The sequence below is a fragment of the Thioalkalivibrio sp. XN279 genome, from assembly GCF_011089885.1.
GTDB lineage: Bacteria > Pseudomonadota > Gammaproteobacteria > Steroidobacterales > XN24 > XN24.
In genome coordinates this window covers 409,118-424,385 of record NZ_JAANBD010000025.1, presented here as the reverse complement: position 1 = coordinate 424,385, position 15,268 = coordinate 409,118, and the positions used below count along the sequence as shown (strand labels likewise).

At 61.4% G+C, this 15,268-nt stretch carries 14 protein-coding genes; 4 read left to right on the top strand and 10 right to left on the bottom strand.

The annotated features are described in order from the left end of the window. Positions 1–39: 39 nt before the first annotated feature. The 7 genes from G8346_RS06625 to G8346_RS06595 all read right to left on the bottom strand — a co-directional run bounded on the left by G8346_RS06625 (position 40) and on the right by G8346_RS06595 (position 6,134). Complete coding sequence (locus tag G8346_RS06625; RefSeq protein ID WP_166049399.1) at positions 40–363, bottom strand: hypothetical protein; 324 nt, start codon at positions 361–363, stop codon at positions 40–42. Between the two features lie 22 nt (positions 364–385). After that, complete coding sequence (locus G8346_RS06620) at positions 386–793, bottom strand: PRC-barrel domain-containing protein (protein ID WP_370520551.1); 408 nt, start codon at positions 791–793, stop codon at positions 386–388. Continuing rightward, positions 790–969: a CsbD family protein gene (locus tag G8346_RS06615; RefSeq protein WP_166049397.1), complete on the bottom strand. Its 180-nt coding sequence runs from the start codon at positions 967–969 to the stop codon at positions 790–792. The genes G8346_RS06620 and G8346_RS06615 overlap by 4 nt, the downstream gene beginning before the upstream one ends. A gap of 84 nt (positions 970–1,053) precedes the next feature. Further along, positions 1,054–1,929, bottom strand: coding sequence for an OmpA family protein (locus tag G8346_RS06610; protein WP_166049395.1), 876 nt, complete (start codon positions 1,927–1,929; stop codon positions 1,054–1,056). Beyond that, a complete protein-coding gene (locus tag G8346_RS06605) occupies positions 1,926–2,336 on the bottom strand; it encodes a DUF4398 domain-containing protein (protein WP_166049393.1) in 411 nt (136 codons plus the stop codon). Before G8346_RS06605 ends, G8346_RS06610 begins: the two co-directional genes overlap by 4 nt. A 122-nt stretch (positions 2,337–2,458) precedes the next feature. After that, positions 2,459–4,603: a glucans biosynthesis glucosyltransferase MdoH gene (mdoH, locus tag G8346_RS06600; RefSeq protein WP_166049391.1), complete on the bottom strand. Its 2,145-nt coding sequence runs from the start codon at positions 4,601–4,603 to the stop codon at positions 2,459–2,461. Further along, the gene (locus tag G8346_RS06595; protein WP_166049389.1) at positions 4,593–6,134 is read right to left on the bottom strand and encodes a glucan biosynthesis protein G; all 1,542 of its coding nucleotides are present in this window, start codon (positions 6,132–6,134) and stop codon (positions 4,593–4,595) included. Before G8346_RS06595 ends, mdoH begins: the two co-directional genes overlap by 11 nt. 178 nt (positions 6,135–6,312) lie before the next feature. On the opposite strand from G8346_RS06595, the gene G8346_RS06590 reads away from it, so the two are divergent. The 3 genes from G8346_RS06590 to G8346_RS06580 all read left to right on the top strand — a co-directional run bounded on the left by G8346_RS06590 (position 6,313) and on the right by G8346_RS06580 (position 9,219). Continuing rightward, entirely contained in the window at positions 6,313–6,903 is a 591-nt protein-coding gene (locus G8346_RS06590) for an outer membrane beta-barrel protein (protein WP_166049387.1), read from the top strand. Between the two features lie 74 nt (positions 6,904–6,977). After that, positions 6,978–7,418 (top strand): universal stress protein, encoded by a 441-nt coding sequence (locus tag G8346_RS06585; RefSeq protein WP_166049385.1) that lies wholly within the window; start codon positions 6,978–6,980, stop codon positions 7,416–7,418. A gap of 610 nt (positions 7,419–8,028) precedes the next feature. Continuing rightward, positions 8,029–9,219, top strand: coding sequence for a hypothetical protein (locus tag G8346_RS06580; protein ID WP_166049383.1), 1,191 nt, complete (start codon positions 8,029–8,031; stop codon positions 9,217–9,219). 32 nt (positions 9,220–9,251) lie between these two features. Here G8346_RS06580 and G8346_RS06575 read toward each other — a convergent pair whose 3' ends face one another. The 3 genes from G8346_RS06575 to G8346_RS06565 form a co-directional block, all read right to left on the bottom strand. After that, positions 9,252–10,388 (bottom strand): Arm DNA-binding domain-containing protein, encoded by a 1,137-nt coding sequence (locus tag G8346_RS06575; RefSeq protein WP_166049381.1) that lies wholly within the window; start codon positions 10,386–10,388, stop codon positions 9,252–9,254. A 988-nt stretch (positions 10,389–11,376) separates the two neighbouring features. Beyond that, entirely contained in the window at positions 11,377–11,643 is a 267-nt protein-coding gene (locus G8346_RS06570) for a hypothetical protein (RefSeq protein WP_166049379.1), read from the bottom strand. A 2-nt stretch (positions 11,644–11,645) separates the two neighbouring features. Beyond that, positions 11,646–12,620, bottom strand: a complete 975-nt coding sequence (locus tag G8346_RS06565; protein ID WP_166049377.1) for a ParM/StbA family protein — start codon at positions 12,618–12,620, stop codon at positions 11,646–11,648. Between the two features lie 1,377 nt (positions 12,621–13,997). On the opposite strand from G8346_RS06565, the gene G8346_RS15105 reads away from it, so the two are divergent. Then, on the top strand, positions 13,998–14,990 hold the full coding sequence (locus tag G8346_RS15105) for an integrase domain-containing protein (RefSeq protein WP_166049375.1): 993 nt from the start codon (positions 13,998–14,000) through the stop codon (positions 14,988–14,990). Positions 14,991–15,268 lie beyond the last annotated feature (278 nt).

The following is a 15,268-nucleotide window of genomic DNA, read 5'->3' as shown; positions in this document are numbered from 1 at the left end:
GGGTGTCACTGTGGAGGGACATGGATCCCGCGCGTGGCGCTAGCGCGTGGCCAGCAACCGGCTCAGCAAGTAGCCTGCTGCCACCGCCGCGCCGAGCGTGACCACGGGATGATCCCGCATGTAGCCGGCCCCCGCCGCGTAGAGCTCCTCACCCTTCACGCCGGCCTTGTTGCCGGCCCTGGCCATCGCGTCGGTGGCGTGATTGGCCGCCTCGTCGGCGCTGTCGACGACCCGGTGGGCCGCCTCTGCCGCGGTGTGAATGCCGCTGTGGGCGCCGGCGGCGAGGCGGTCCACCCCTGCCGTCGTCGTATGGCCGCCAACGGGACCCGAGTTGGTCGCGCTAGCCCTGGTGTTCTCAATCATGTGAATCTTCCTGGCTGATCATTCAGCGGTTGGGGGTGGTGCCGGGCTGAATCGTCCGGTAATAGGCGTCGACGCTCGCGCTCCAGCTTGGATCGCTCCAGCTGGGCCAGGCCTCCTTGTTGAAGCCCGGCGCCGCCTTGAGGCGTTCGATATCCACGTCGAGCGTGAAGCGCTTGTGCAGGGCGTCGATCTTCATCGCGCTCCAGGGAATCGCGAACAGGCGGTCCCCCATGCCGAGGAATCCTCCGGAGGAGAGCACGGCATAGCGAATCTTGCCGTTCTCCATGTCCAGCATGATGTCTTCGATCGTGCCCAGCTTCTCGTCCTTGAGATTGAAGACGTCGTCGCCCGTGATGGTGGTGGCGCTCAGCAGCTTCGGCTGGCTGATGGCGGCCCCGCTGCGCGGCAGATCAGCGGCGGCGCGGCTCACTTGGTGACCTCTTTGACGTCGGTCTTGAGGTCGCCGTAGGCCTTTTGAGCGGAGCCCTTGGCATGCTCGACCTTGCCCTCGCGCTCCATCTCGTCGTTGCCGATGGTGCGGCCGGTCACTTCTTTGACCTTGCCTTTGGCCTTGTGCATCTGGCCCTTGATCTGGTGCTTGTCCATGAGATGCTCCTGGAGTTGTTGGTGGTTGGGGAGAAAGAGCCGGCCCGGCTTTAGGCCGGGCGGGCCTCGGCGTGGCGCGGACAATTAGTTGCGGGAGGGGACAGGCGTGGTGTTCGAAATGATCACCTCGACCCGGCGATTCTGCTGGCGCCCCGTGGCGGTGTCGTTGCTGGCCACCGGAGAGCCCTCGCCCAACCCGGCCGTGCTGATGCGATTCGCCTGCACGCCGCGGTTGACCAGGTAAGACTTAACTGAATCTGCGCGTCGTTGTGACAGGAGCTGGTTCGACGCCTCGCTGCCGACGCTGTCGGTGTGGCCTTCGATGAGCACGGTGCGATCAGGGTACTCGCCGAGGAAGGCCGCCAGCTTGTCGAGGTTGGCCCCGGCGCCCCCCATCAGGTTGGACTTGCCCGTCGCGAACAGTACGTCGCCCAGGGTGACGACCAGGCCGCGATCGGTCTCGCGAGCGTTGAGCTCCGCGATCTGGCGTTCCAGGTCCTGGCGTGTCGCGCGCGAGGCAGCGATCTCGTCGCGCGCGCTGGCCGCATCGGCGCGTGCCGCTGTCGCATCCATGCGGGCGCGGTCGGCTTCCAGCGTGCGGGCCTCGAGGCGGGCGCGCTCGCTTTGTTCGCTGAGCGCCTGGCGCTGGTCTTCGTACAGGCGGCTCTGGGCGCGCGCGCGGGCGATTTCCACCTTCTGGTCGGCGAGTAACAGCAGGTGCGCAGCGTAGGCCTCATCATCCGTGCGAGGCGTTTCGGCTGCCTTGACGGCGGCCTCGGCCTCCTTCATTTCTACCGGCGCGCGGGTGGCGAGTTCGGGGTTGGACTGGAGCGCCGTCAGCTTCACGCGGGAATCCAGCGGCACTTCCGGTGGCTTGGGCGCCGTGGCGCAGGCCGATAGCAGAAAGAAGCCGGCGATGAGGAGCGCGGTACGGGTTGAAGATATGCGTGAGCGGTTCATTGACTTCCTCCTGCGGCGCGCTGCATTTCCTGCTTGAGGGTGTCAATGCTCTGCTTCATGTCGTCATTGACAGCCTTGGCTTTCAGCTCCTCGGCCCGGGCCAACGCAAGTTCGGCGTGCATCCGCGACTCGACGGCGAGGTATTCGGCCTGCACCATCTGGTCGTTGCGCGCGGCGGTGTTGGCCAGGGCCAGCTTCTCGCGGGCCAGGGTCAATTCGGCGGACGCATAGTCAGCGACTCGGGCCTGCTCGGCGTTTGAGATCGCCGACTCGGCGGCCTGCAGCTGCTCGGTCGGCGGTAGGGGTGGCGTGGCGCAACCTGCCAGAGCAAGAAAACCTGCAGCGGCGAGCGCAATGAAGACAGGCAATCCGCGGATCGCCTGCAAGGGAAGGGGTTGTCGAGACATGACTGTGTCCTGTGAAGAGTGCGGTACGCTGCTTCACAGTCTGCTCTTTACATCAGGAGGTCTGTACGCTGTCGCACCCTCACGGCCTTAGTCCTTGATAGGCCAGCGCCCGCAGAAGTCGGCTAGCTGTCGCGCAACGACTGCAGGCGGTCAAGCCCATCCGGACGGTTGATGAGCGCGAGCGTCTCGGCTGGATCCAGCCACTGGTTCAATTCATCGAGAGTGTTTGCATGCTCGGCCTTCCAGGCCGCGGTCACTGTTGCTGCGTTGAAGTCCGCCAAGGCGGGTTTCCCCGTGGCAGGAGCGAGCTGGGCGCGATGCCATGCCAGCAGGGACGGATCCTCGGCCAGCCGTGTCAGCGCCTTCTCGTCGCCCAGGCCAGGTTGCCGTTCGAGTTCGGCCTGGAGCCTGGCCAGCACGGGTGCGGGCCGCTTCTCCTCGGGCGCCCGCAGCAGGCCGAGCGCCGCAAAGAGCTTGCCGCGACGGGTGCCGCCGCTGGCCCAGCTCAGCGGCACCGCCAGCACCAGGCCGAGCGTAATGGGCAAGAGCCACAGGAACAGCGCTTCGTGCACCGCCCAGGCGATCAGCGCCAGGGTCACGCCCAGCAGCATATGTGCCCGGTGGGCACGCGCGGCCGCCGCCCAGCCCAGCGTCCCGTCGTCGCGGCGCTGGGGCTTCCAGCCGCTGTCACTGCCATGCAGCACACCCCAGATGACATGGGTCTGGGTGAACATCAGGATTGGCGCGTACAAGGCCGACAGCAGGGTTTCAAACAGGGTGCTGAGGGTCAGCAGGAGCGGCCCGCCGAAACGCAGGCACAGGCGGATGTTGACCAGCGCCGCAAACCAGCCGAAGACCTTGGGCGCCAGCACCACGGCCATGGAAACCACGAACAGCTGCAGGGCGCGCGCGGAATCAAACACCGGCCAGATCGGGAACAGCGACGGTTCGGCAAAGTACTCCGGGCGCACGAACTTGGCCTGCACTGCGATCACCAGGCCGACGATCACCAGCAGCAGCCAGAGCGCGGCGCTGGCATAAGCCATGATGCCGGTGAGCAGGTGCAGCCGGCTCGTGAGCGTCAGGCCACGCGCGAACAGGAAACGGCTGTGCTGCAGGTTGCCCTGGCACCAGCGTCGGTCCCGCACCAGCACGTCGACCAGCGACGGTGGCGCCTCTTCCCAGCTCTGCTGGAGATCGACGTCGAAGCGAACGCCCCAGCCGGCGCGACGCAGCAGCGCGGCCTCGATGAAGTCATGGCTCAGCACGGCGCCGCCGAAGGGCGGTTTGCCTTGCAGCAGCGGCAGGGAGCAGGACTCGGCAAACGCCCGGGTGCGGATGATTGCGTTGTGGCCCCAGAAGTTGGACGACAGGCCATGCCATGCCGCGAGCCCACCGCCATAGATCGGGCCGTAACACTGGTTGGCAAACTGCTGCGCCCGCCCGTAGAGGCTGCGCGCACGCACGATGCGCGGCAGTGTCTGGATGAGCCCGACTCCCGGAGCCGCGACCATCCGCCGACTGAGCGTCACCAGGGTATCGGGGCTGATGATGCTGTCGGCGTCGAGAACGATCATGGCCTCGTAATCACCGCCCCAGCGTCGCACCCAGTCGGCGATGTTGCCGGCCTTGCGCTCGGCGTTGTTGCCGCGGCGCCGATAGAACACCGGGCAGGCAGCGTCGGCCTCGAGGATCACCGGGCGGAACACGGCTTCTTCGGCGACCCAGGCATCGGCCTGGTTGGTGTCGCTGAGGATGAAGAAGGCGTACTTGCCGGGCTCACGCGCGGCCAGCTCGCCGCGCATGGCCATGATGGCGGCGGCGATCCGCTGCGGCGACTCGTTGTACACCGGCAGCAGGATGGCGGTCTTGAACGGCAGCTCGCCCTGGTGCTCGGGTACCCGCCACAGCCGCGGCAGCAGGCTGCGGGCGAAGCCGAGCGTGGCCTGGGCGAAGGCGAAGGAGATCCAGGTGAAGTTGATGCCGAACAACACCAGGAAGACCCACTGCAAAGGCGTGATCGAGCCGACGCTCAGCACGCCATGCATTTCCCAGGTGCCGTAGCCCGCCAGCGCCAGCGTGGCTGCGGTGATGTAGGCGCGCGCGAGGGCGACTCTCAGCCGGGCGCCCCACGAAGTGCGCGCGCGCAGCGGCTGGCGCGGCTCATGCAGGGACCGCCGCGGCATGGGCAGCGGGCTTTCCTGCGGCAGTGCTAACAGCGGGGCATCCGGATCTGCTGCTGCTGTTGCGTCGCGCTCAGTACTCATTGAGCCAGCGATACAGCCAGGTTTCCGCCAGCGGCCGGTCACCCCGTTTCAGGTCGACACGGATTTCTGCAGTCTCCGGATCGTCCGTCTCCAGGCTAAGGAAGACGCGCGCGCCATTGACCGCCGGGTTGGCCTGGACGCGGGACTCAACGATGCGCCCCCGCGAGATGCTGGCATGAACCACGCTGTCCTCCACGGCTTTCGCGGACAGATCACTGTAGTCGATCATCACTTCCTTCAGCTCGCTGAACAGCTTCTGCCCGCCGGCGCTGCGCACGACGCGCGCCAGCCCGGGGCTCGGCGAGACGTCCTCCGGCCAGGTCAGGCGGTACGCATAGGAGAAAGGTTCCCCCTTGCGCAGGCCCTGCGCCGGGCGCCAGTACGCAACGATGTTGTCGTTGCCTTCCGAGTTCGACGGGATCTCGACCAGTTGCACATGGCCCTTGCCCCAGTCGCCCAGCGGTTGCACCCAGGCGGAAGGGCGGCGCTCATAACGGGCTTCGAGATCCTGGTAGTGACCGAAGTCGCGTGCGCGCTGCACGAGTCCGAAACCGGCGGGGTTCTCGTCGATGAAGGCACTGATCTGCAGCGTGCGCGGGTTGGCCAGGGGGCGCCAGATGCGCTCGCCGTTGCCGCGCCTGATGGCCAGCCCCTCGGAATCGTGCACCGCCGGCCGGTAGTCGGGCACATCGGCATGATCCAGTGGGCCATGCATGAACATCGATGTCAGTGGCGCAAGGCCGATGTGCTCGATGTCTTCGCGCGGGAACAGGGTGGCCTCGATCTCCATGCGCAGCGGAGCACCTGGATAAATCCCGAAACGGTAGGCTCCAGTCACGCGCCGGCTGTCGAGCAGGGCGTGCACCACCATCGAGTCCTGGCTGCTCGAAGGACGCTCCACCCAGAACTTGCGAAAGATAGGGTGTTCCTCGCCCTTGGGGCCAGCCACGTCGATCGCCAGGCCGCGGGCCGACAGGCCATATGACTGGCCCTGCGACACGCCGCGGAAATAGCTGGCGCCCTGGAAGACCAGGAACTCGTCCGCGTAGTGGGGACTGTTCAGGGGGTAATGCAGGCGGAAGCCGGCGTACTTCCCGATCTCCGCCAGCAGCTGCGCCAGTTCCGGATCGGGCACGAGGAAGGAATCTTCCCCGACCACCAGCGGACGGCTCCTGCCGTTTTCGACGATCTCGATATCCACGAGGTCGCGGTAGAGGTAGCCCGGTGCGAACAATTGCACGGAGAAGCGTGTCGGCGAGCTCCCCCAGACCGCCGCGTCCTGCTGGTAGTTGATCTTGCGGTACTCGGAGTAATCCATCTGCGCCAGCGATTCCGGCGCCTGCGGCGGCCGTGCGAAGGGCTGTTGCGCAAGCTGTCGCGCCTGTTCGATGACGGTGTCCCGGGAGAAGCGCTCGCCTTCGGCGAGTGCGGGCCCGGCCTGCGCCAGCGCACTGCTGGGAACTCCGGCGCCTGGCGCCAGCAGCACGATGCATAGGGGGAGGAAGAAAAGTTTGCCGCGCAGGCTAGCCATGGGGACGATGCAGAGTAGGGTGGCGGTTGGGGGCGAGGGCCTGAATCCGGCGTCCGCGGATCGAATCGCGAAACATGCTTGACATATTACTGTAACCCTCGTTTTCTAGGAACTCCGGCAACGGCTCGGTCACGACGCCCCGGCGCACCCCGTCATTCCGCAACATGGAACCCCGCAGATGGATAACACGGCCACTCTCAAGCTCACCCGCCGATCCGGCGTACCCGCCACGGCGCTGCTGGTCGCTGTCCTGTTGGCCACCCCGGCGCCGACGTATGCAGACTCCGGCTTTTACCTCGGCGGCAGCCTAGGCCGCTCGTTCCTGGAAGGGGACATATCCGATGCCGGCGAGGGGTCGGTCGAATTCGACGACGGTGCCTCCGCCTGGAAGGGCTTCGCCGGGTTCAATATCGATGCTTTCGTCATCGACCTCGCCATCGAGGGCGGCTACGTCGACTTCGGCGCCCCATCCGACCGGATCGCCGGCAGCGACGTCGAATTCGACCTGACCGGCTGGGACGTGTTCGGCCTGGCAGGAGTCGAGCTGGGCCCGGTCGGCGTGTTCGCCAAGGCCGGCTTCATCGACTGGTCCGCGGACCTGTCATTGGATGACACCCGGATCGGCAGCGACAGCGGCACCGACCCCGCTTACGGCATCGGCGCCCGTTTCAGCCTGTTTTCGGCGGAGGTGCGTGCCGAGTACGAATACTTCGACGTCGAGGACACCGACGTGTCGCTGGTAAGCGTGGGCGTGGTCTGGACGTTCTGACGCCAGCCTGCAAGGAAGCTGTTTTATACTGCCACACTGCCCGCCATGCCTGACCGGGCCGAGAGTAATACCGGATGAGAATCGTCGCCGCCGTTGATCGTTCAGACTTCGCCGATCTTGTCGTGGGGATGGTGCGCCGCCTCGCGGACACCGACACCACGGAAGTGCTGCTCCTTAACGTCGCTCCCCGCGAGGCCGACATGCTCGGCCGGCAGCTCTCCCGCAAAGAGGTGGAAGAGCCTGTGCCCGAGGAATTGCGGGACCGGCGCGAACTGCTCGATCGACTGGCCGGCGAGCTTGGCGCCAGCGGCATCGCGTGCTCCACGCTGCTGGTCCGGGGATTGCCGGCGCAGACGATCATCCAGGAGGCGAGCCGATGGTCGGCCGACCTGATTGTCGTCGGCTCGCAGGGCCGCGGGATGCTCTATCGCCGCATGCTCGGCAGCGTCAGCGAAGAGGTGCTGGCCGCGCGCCGCTTCCCTGTCCTGGTCGTGCCTGGACAGGTCGACGCCTGATTGGTCGGAGGCGGCGGGAAGCGCCGCCCCTTGCGGAGCGACCCTTCATCATTTGGTGGAGGCGGCGGGAATCGAACCCGCGAAATAGGTCCGTAACCTATTGTATATAAGTAAAAAGACGTCGGCGCTGACAGAAAGCTGACAGAAAAAGCCGATACGCCATGAACCGGATGACCCAGTCGCTTTGAGCCCGGTATCGGGGGCGGCACTCTAGAAACACACGCCCGCATAGTATAGAAAATCTATAGTGCGGCCATCTTTCCGCAAGTTACGCCGTCTTACCATCGGGATGGGTGACCACGGCCCCGTTAATCACGGTCACGGTAGACAGATGGAAAGCAAGAAGGTCTCGCGTGAAGAACTGTTCGCGCTTGTTTGGGAGCGACCAGCCACCGAGGTAGCGCGGTCACTCGGTATGTCCGATGTCGCTCTAGGCAAGCTCTGTAGACGCCTCCAAGTGCCGAAGCCTCCGAGAGGATACTGGGCCCGGGTATCGTCCGGACAGACGCCTCGGAAGCCACCGTTGGTCTCGTTTCTAGAGGAAACAGAAAGGGAGATTCGCGAACGTCGAAGGCGAGAAGTCCGTCGTCCAGGAGCCGCGCGAATCCCTTTGACAGAGTTGCAGATGGGGCTCTTAGCGCGTGCGCTGAAAGAACTCGATCCCGCTGGCGCACGCACGGATGAAATCCGGTTTGCATACAACGGCATCATTTCTGCGACGCCCGCACTGCTGGCCGACCTCTTGCTGCTCATGCAAGGGCGGTTCACGCATTGGTACAAGCGTGCGAACGATGGAAAGGGGCCCAGCCGCGGAACCACCCAAAGTATGACCAATTTGGTAGGGAAGCTCCTGCCCCACACGCAAGAGCAGGTGATCGCGTTTAGGCGAAGCCCTCCGAAGGCATATTCGAGGGATGGGGGGCCGATCCTGCTCCTCCGACTCACGGCGGACGTGCAACAGCGTCTCGCGTCGATGGCGAAGCTCGCTCGGGATTTCGAGCTTAGTCACGTGAGTGCGAATCTTAATCGTGGCGCGCATGCCTGGGTGGTCAACTACCTCGAATCGCCTTTTTCGGATGGCAGAGCTCAAGCAAAGATTTGTGTGTCCCGGAGTTCCGTCTGGTTCGACTGTCGTCGTGACCGATCCGGATATCAGGTGGGCGAGGAGGAGAGGTTCGAGACCAACAAGGTGAAGCTTGCCGACCTCATGTCGGTTGATCTCATTCCCGAGCCAAGTCCTGATAAGAGGCTTCCGACGGTAGTCAGTTATACGTCTGGGCACCTGGTAGAGAAGCGATTGAATGCTTTGTGCCGTGCCGAACAAGTGCTGTCGATCATGAGCGACGCGTTAGGACATGTTGTAGATGCAGTTCCCGCTGATGAAGTGGCACTGTTCGAGCGGATCTGGGCCGGCGCGAACGGACCTGGACCAATCACCCAAGCGAAAGAGGCGTGGCGTAATCTAGAAGATGAGCTAGAGAATTGGCGAGCCGGTATCGAGGCTGAACAGGAGTCTATTTGTCGGCAACTGCTGGGTGTAAGTCCGGGTGATATCGTGGTAACGGAACAACAAGGCCGCACTGTCCGCATAAGAGTCACTCATGCACATGTCGTTATGGACGAGGATCGTGCTTCGTTCCTGCTTTACGGCACGCGGTATAGAAGAGACGGAGTGTTGGGTAAACGCACTGATTCCATATCTATTCCGATCTACTCCGAGGACCGGAATCCCAATCGGCGGAGCGAAGCTACACAGTCGTACTCTCCGGCCTACTACTACTTCCGAGGCAGGGCCCGGTAGTCGGGCGTGGCAACACATACCACTTTATTTGGCTACCATCTGGCTTCGGCAAGAGCTCCCGCCTTGGGAGCATTGTCGGGAATCCATCGTCCGTAACGCTTGTATATCATCGCCAAATCGCAATGCCCCATCTGAGTTGATACCCACGCAGGGTTCTCTCCGGCAGTTAGCATCATCGAAGCAAACGTGTGGCGCATCTGATAGGGATACCGGTATCGGACTCCGGCCTTCTCGATCGTGGGCTTCCACGCGCGCTTTCTGAGTTGATCAGAGGTTAGCCAGTGGCCGCCATCAGGATTCAAGAACACCCACGTGCCATCGCGATTCGTTAAGGATGCTTGCTCCCGTAAAGCGTCGGCTGCTGGTTTCAAAAGGGTGATAATGCGTCGACTACGCGTTGTTTTTGGGTCCTTCAACCTTTTACGAACGCGTGTCATACGGATTGAGACTCGCTCGTCTTCCACGTCCCTCCAACGTAGACCGATTAACTCGCTGATTCTGAGGCCTGTCCAAAAGCCGAACTGGAGCATGTGCCGACATCCGGGACCGGCTGCCGAAACGATCGCTCGTATTTCTTCGAGGCTGAACGGGTCGATGACGTCGCTTGCATCTTCGTCGAGCTCTCGATCTCTGCGAGGAAACCGCGGCTGCCAGCCGGCCAGTGGATCAACTGCTATGAACTCATCCTCGGCCAGCTCCGCTAGCACCGCTCTCAGGGGGATAAGAATGTTTCTCAAACGCTTCGGAGAGGCTTCTTTGTTGCTGATGAACTCCCTGACGTGACTTCTCTTTAGCTCATCGAGGGTTAGATGCCCTAGGGCTGGGATAAGCTGGTTTAGGATCGAGTTCCGATAATCCAGCCATGTGGAGTAGGCCAAAGCGGTTCGGTTGTCCTCCAAGTACGCCTCCAAGGCTTCACCCACGGTAATCACGGAGGACGGATTGCGAGCAAGAGATCTGGCACGGGGCGAGTCTGGGAAGTGCGCGCCGTACTCGAACGTGCCCAATGCAATCTCATCGAGAATGCGTCGCCGCATCAAGGATGCATGATTCAGGTTCGCTTTCGAGGGCTCAAGATTAATCCGCTCGCGGCAACGCATGCCGCGATACATGAAGTCGATCTCTATGCTGGTGTCACTGGCGGGCCTTACACCTCGCTTCTTAGCCATGCGTAGAACGCCTCCAGATTGATATGAATTCGACCATCGGGGGCTTTGCGCCAAATCACATTCATCCTCCAGATTCCGCGTTGAATCTTCGTCCGGACGGCTGCCTCGGAGTACCCCGTGAGTTCGGAGAACTTATTTATACGGACCCATTCCGCCGCCGAATGAGCTGGACCACCAGTCGCGTTCGGGATGCCGCGGGCTGAGGCCCCCCTGGTGTTGATGTCGACATGCTGGCTTGGGAATTGGGATACGTTCTGGCATTGACGTCCATCGGGTCGTTGATCCTTCGCTGCCTGAGGCGCGGCATGTGACGCCCGTTTAGATTGCTCCTGATCTCTGGCAGGTTGTCTTTGTCTGGCACGAGCAGTAAGTCTTGCAGCGAGCGTCATAACTCAAATTCCACGGGTTAGTTCCGGGTAGCGAATCCGGGGCGAACCCGAAGTCTTGAGCTACAAGCTTCTGGCGAATTCAAGGGTCCTACCTGCCAATAAACAGCAATTTCCGCACGCATTAGTCTCAATGCGGCCCGCGGTGCAACCTTAGCGACTTTTCCCGTGACGGCCGCGTGAGGTTCACCAAGAGGAATCCGCTCCCGCCTTTTGGTTTCGTGTTTCAGCCCATGCTCTGTATCGGGCGTAAGAAGGGACGCGATGCGTAATGCCCAACTGAACGGGTTGATGGAGGACCTAATTCCTGGTCCTCGACCGACTATTCTGGGTGAGCAGTTAGTTAGGTCGCTTCGGTCAACGCACCGCTGCGAATCGCGGCTGCCCGGTAAGGGAATCCTGAAATTCTCAGCGAGCATTGGCAGTTCCTCTTTCACGCAAAGGCAACGCTCGGTGATGGTTGCACGTGGCTGTATAAAGTAGAGCGGAATCCGACCGAACGATGAGTTCCATCAGATTCAGGCTACCGAAGTTCTCGGAAACGCAAGTCCGAGATAAGCGAGCGCGATGCAAAGCCGGCCTTCGCTTTCTCGACAGGAGCGTCATGGCTGATGGCCACCAAGCTTGGTCGGCCTTCCGAAGCCCAGAATCTGCTCTTTCGCGGCGTCTGATGGCTTGCTTGTTGGCGTCTCGAGCCCTGGTGGATTCGGCGCGCCCTGAACGATTGAAATTCCGTTCTTCGATACGATCAGTCCTATATGGGCAAGAATCCGGATCCTTTGCGCTCGCTGAGATGACGGCAGACGTTCCAGTTCGGCTGCCAGCTCCGGCCACGAGCCATCTGAGATCTTTAGCTTGACGACCATCATGGTTAGTGACCTGCGAGCCAAAAGCCGGTTGCATTGGCCATCACCGGGTTGTCAAGCACCTCGATGCGGGTCTTGGGCAGGACCGTCTCGAGGATCTGTCGATAGATGGCTGCTCCGCCTCCTGTGACGATGACCATGTCAAGTCGACGGGTCTCCACCCTGAGGTTCTGGGTGATCTCGCTCATCGACGCCACTCCGACCTCCTGCGCTGCGGTCGCAAGTAGCGGGCGGTAGTCGAAGTGGTGGCCTGCGACGAGGATGGTCGGCTTCTCGTTCCGAACCGCATCTTCCAGCATTTCGAGAGGAGGACGGCTGCCCTCCGACTGGCGAATCAGCTCAGCAGCTCGCTGCAGCACAACTGAAACAGCGCGCATATTCGTGCCAGAGAGGGATTCGACGATGCGCCCGCCATCTAAGGTGAGCCAATCGGTGGAGAAGAACCCCGGGTCAATCACAGAGACAAAGCCTGTCTCGATAAACTGCGAGAGTTCCCTCCGTCTCGATGCCAGGATCAAGGATCCGCCGGGCTGAGGAACCACCTTGACCTCACCCACAGATATCCGCATCCCTTCAGCGACTTCGTGAGTGCCTGCGAGCATTTCCTCCAGATTCTGAATCCGCCCGTGTTCGAGGCACTCACTGACAGGGAGGCCGGTGACAACACGATCGACATGATCCGCTCCCGTCCGTAGTAGGGCGAGGTGGAACAGGGCACGGTATGCGTCCGTCTCGGTGTAGTCGTTGTTGAGGCTGCGCTGGGATGTGGTGACAAGGCCATGCTGGGAGTGCCCGACGACCCAGATGCGGCCATTGACCAACACGTGGTGGCCGCGCTGGCTACGGCCTGATGAAAGCACGGAGTCTTCAACCGGTGCCGCACCAGAAGGGCAGGTCCAGATATAGGGCTCAGGAGCAGTGGCTTGCCCGTGCGCAAGCTTCAGATTGGAGTAGCCGATATCGATACCTAAGATGAACATTAAATTTTCCTCAAAAAAACGTTGTTACTTGTGGGAGCCTTCTTCCGAGGTGTCCCCAAGGGGTCACTCCGGGCATCGCCGAACGCAATCGAGCGGCGATGCAGACCGACCATTACCCCAATGGGGTGATTCATGGCTCCGTTTCAGATGTGCCTCGCGACGACGCCATTACGCTCAGAATGCCGGCAGGGCGGGCCTCTGACAGGGCGATAAACTGCATTTTCTGCAGGCATTAGCGACCCCCTCCGAGGGCAGCCATGGGGGTGGGCCGTCGGGACGAATAGCTAGGTCCTCAGAAAAGCGCACCGTGTTGGCGGTTAGCGCCAAAGAAAACGTCTAGTGAAGCTCGATAGGGATGGAATTTGCTTCTAAGAGCGCCACTACTCTTAGCCTTGATTGAGAACTGGGACGAATTACCGGGATTTTGAGGGGCAAGAGGATTACAGTGTCCGCCAAGATTTGACGGGACATCAGGGTCAGCCCCCGAGACTGATTAAACGTGTTGTCCCAACGGTTTTACCAAAGAGGTAGCTGGCCTCTATAAACTCAACCAGCCTTCAACCCCGTTCGCTTTGGTCGCAGTGTTGTTGTGGCCAGGCAATATCAGACTGAAACTAACTCTCGCGCTTGCACGATGAGGTTGGTTTCGTCCACGGTGAGTAATCACCGTGGACGGTTCACCCCTCGTACATCGCGTTGGTGCGTCTCATGCCGATCGTGCTGGTGGTGCAATACCACTAGGTCCGCTCAATCGGGTCGTCAGATGGATCCTATGTTCCGCAGCTGAATGCGCCACTGCGCAAATTTGAGTTGCTGAATGGTGTCCGTCCGGTCGTTCCGATATGCATACGCGGTCGTGCTTTTCTTTTGTTGCTGCCGAGTAGAAACACTGAGGCAATTGAAGAAGGGCAAAAAACAGTTTTAGATACAGTGCATTAGGGCTAAAACAAGCCCACTACGCTTCGTAACTAAAACTCAAGGAATAGGCTTTCATCTTCATAGGGCGCTGTGCGGCAGTCTCCTTGGGCTGTATCTCGTGAAGAATGTGAGCGGCTATTCCCCAAGTTGGGCATGCGCAAGGCATGCCTACGACGTTGCACATCGAGTCGCCAACCAGCAACCCGATACCGAGCACCTCGCCGCCCGAAGGGCAAAGCTCGCGAGCACGTAAGTCAACAGGGGCGTTACAGCCCAGGCAATACCCATGCCGAGATATTTCCAAAATGGGGCTTTCCGCACGGAGGCCAGCCCGAAGCTGGCTCAATGCAATCAAGTCGTCGAGAGCGAGGTGGCGGAAGGCGCACTTAGGCGCGTGTAGTCCATGGGACATGACGCAGTGACTTTTTGACCGGGGTAGTTCCCCGAGGAGGTTGAGTAGTGGTTGGCAGATACCAGGCGAAGAGGAATTTCGGCTGGGGGAAGAGCATACGGTTTGCAGTCCGGCGTGCCTACAAGGCGTGCTCGGACCCGGACCGCTTTCCTTCGGAGAAGAGGTTCATCTACAGCGCCACACCGTTCTTCAATTGGGCGAAGGAGAATGGTATCGGGGACCTCGCCCGCGGCGACCCGCAGCTTACGCTTGAGGAATATGGTGCGCATAAACGCGACGAGGTTCAGGAGGCGGAGGTCGCTGTCGGAACGGCGCAGAACCATCTATCTGCTTCAAACCAGGTGTTCAAGGTCCTTACAGGCAGCGATCAGTTCTGGATTTCTCCGAGCGAGTTTTCTGGCTCACGAACCTACATTCGCACAGTCCCGCCGGATGGTATGGATCACGCGGTCATTGAATCGCTAATCGAGGCACTTACGGTCGAGGGACTGTCACGCGTCGCCGCTGGTGTTGGGCTGGCGCGGTATGGTGGCCTGAGGCGTGAGGAGTTTTGTCTGGCCAATCTCGATCGGTGGTTAAGTGAGGCGCCGTCTGGGAGTATCCGCGTGGTCGATGGAACCAAAGGGGGAATCGTTCCGAGGCGGCAGATCCCACTCACGGAACGGTTGCAACTCGCTATCGACTTCGCGATCTCGGTTCGCCCCATGGGGTCGTGCAACCTATTAGACCCCGCGGAGCGTTACAAACACTTCAAGTTGGGTGAGGTGCAGCGTGCTCGAAAGGTTCTGAAGGAATTTGGAATCGATGGATATCACGAGCTAAGGGCAGCGTACGCATGTGATCGCTACGAGCAGATATCTGGTTTCCCTGCTCCGGTGATGGCCGGTGGCCAACGCACCGCGGGGAAGGATGCGGATCGTGAGGCGAGGATGCGCGTCTCCATCGAACTGGGACACCGCCGTCCATCAATTACGACCGCTTATTACGGTGGGCGCCGCGAGCAACTTTGCCCCAGATTTATCGGGGGGCGATGCGCATGAAAGAAGATGATTTAATCACGCGCTGCTGCCCCGGTGCTGAGTCGACCCAGGATGGTCATGAGCGGCGCATCAAGAAGGTCCGGGAGTTAATTCTGAAGCGGTTCGGTATCAGAAGCCATTACCGCTGGCAGGTAAAACATTTGCGTTGGGTGCTAGAGCATGGGTTGGCGAAGCACAAGAGTGCGACCCGATACGACTACTGGCTAACCGTTGAGCGCTACGTCAAGTCGAGAGGCAAGAGGCAACATTGGGACAAAGAACTCCATGGGCCTTGGCGC

Excerpts from the sequence above, each read along its gene's own strand:
- G8346_RS06610 (WP_166049395.1), bottom strand. The coding sequence starts at position 1,929 with ATGAACCGCTCACGCATATCTTCAACCCGTACCGCGCTCCTCATCGCC.
- G8346_RS06590 (WP_166049387.1), top strand. The coding sequence starts at position 6,313 with ATGGATAACACGGCCACTCTCAAGCTCACCCGCCGATCCGGCGTACCC.
- G8346_RS06585 (WP_166049385.1), top strand. The coding sequence starts at position 6,978 with ATGAGAATCGTCGCCGCCGTTGATCGTTCAGACTTCGCCGATCTTGTC.
- G8346_RS06615 (WP_166049397.1), bottom strand. The coding sequence starts at position 969 with ATGGACAAGCACCAGATCAAGGGCCAGATGCACAAGGCCAAAGGCAAG.
- G8346_RS06595 (WP_166049389.1), bottom strand. The coding sequence starts at position 6,134 with ATGGCTAGCCTGCGCGGCAAACTTTTCTTCCTCCCCCTATGCATCGTG.
- G8346_RS06625 (WP_166049399.1), bottom strand. The coding sequence starts at position 363 with ATGATTGAGAACACCAGGGCTAGCGCGACCAACTCGGGTCCCGTTGGC.
- G8346_RS06570 (WP_166049379.1), bottom strand. The coding sequence starts at position 11,643 with ATGATGGTCGTCAAGCTAAAGATCTCAGATGGCTCGTGGCCGGAGCTG.
- G8346_RS06575 (WP_166049381.1), bottom strand. The coding sequence starts at position 10,388 with ATGGCTAAGAAGCGAGGTGTAAGGCCCGCCAGTGACACCAGCATAGAG.
- G8346_RS06605 (WP_166049393.1), bottom strand. The coding sequence starts at position 2,336 with ATGTCTCGACAACCCCTTCCCTTGCAGGCGATCCGCGGATTGCCTGTC.
- G8346_RS06565 (WP_166049377.1), bottom strand. The coding sequence starts at position 12,620 with ATGTTCATCTTAGGTATCGATATCGGCTACTCCAATCTGAAGCTTGCG.
- mdoH (WP_166049391.1), bottom strand. The coding sequence starts at position 4,603 with ATGAGTACTGAGCGCGACGCAACAGCAGCAGCAGATCCGGATGCCCCG.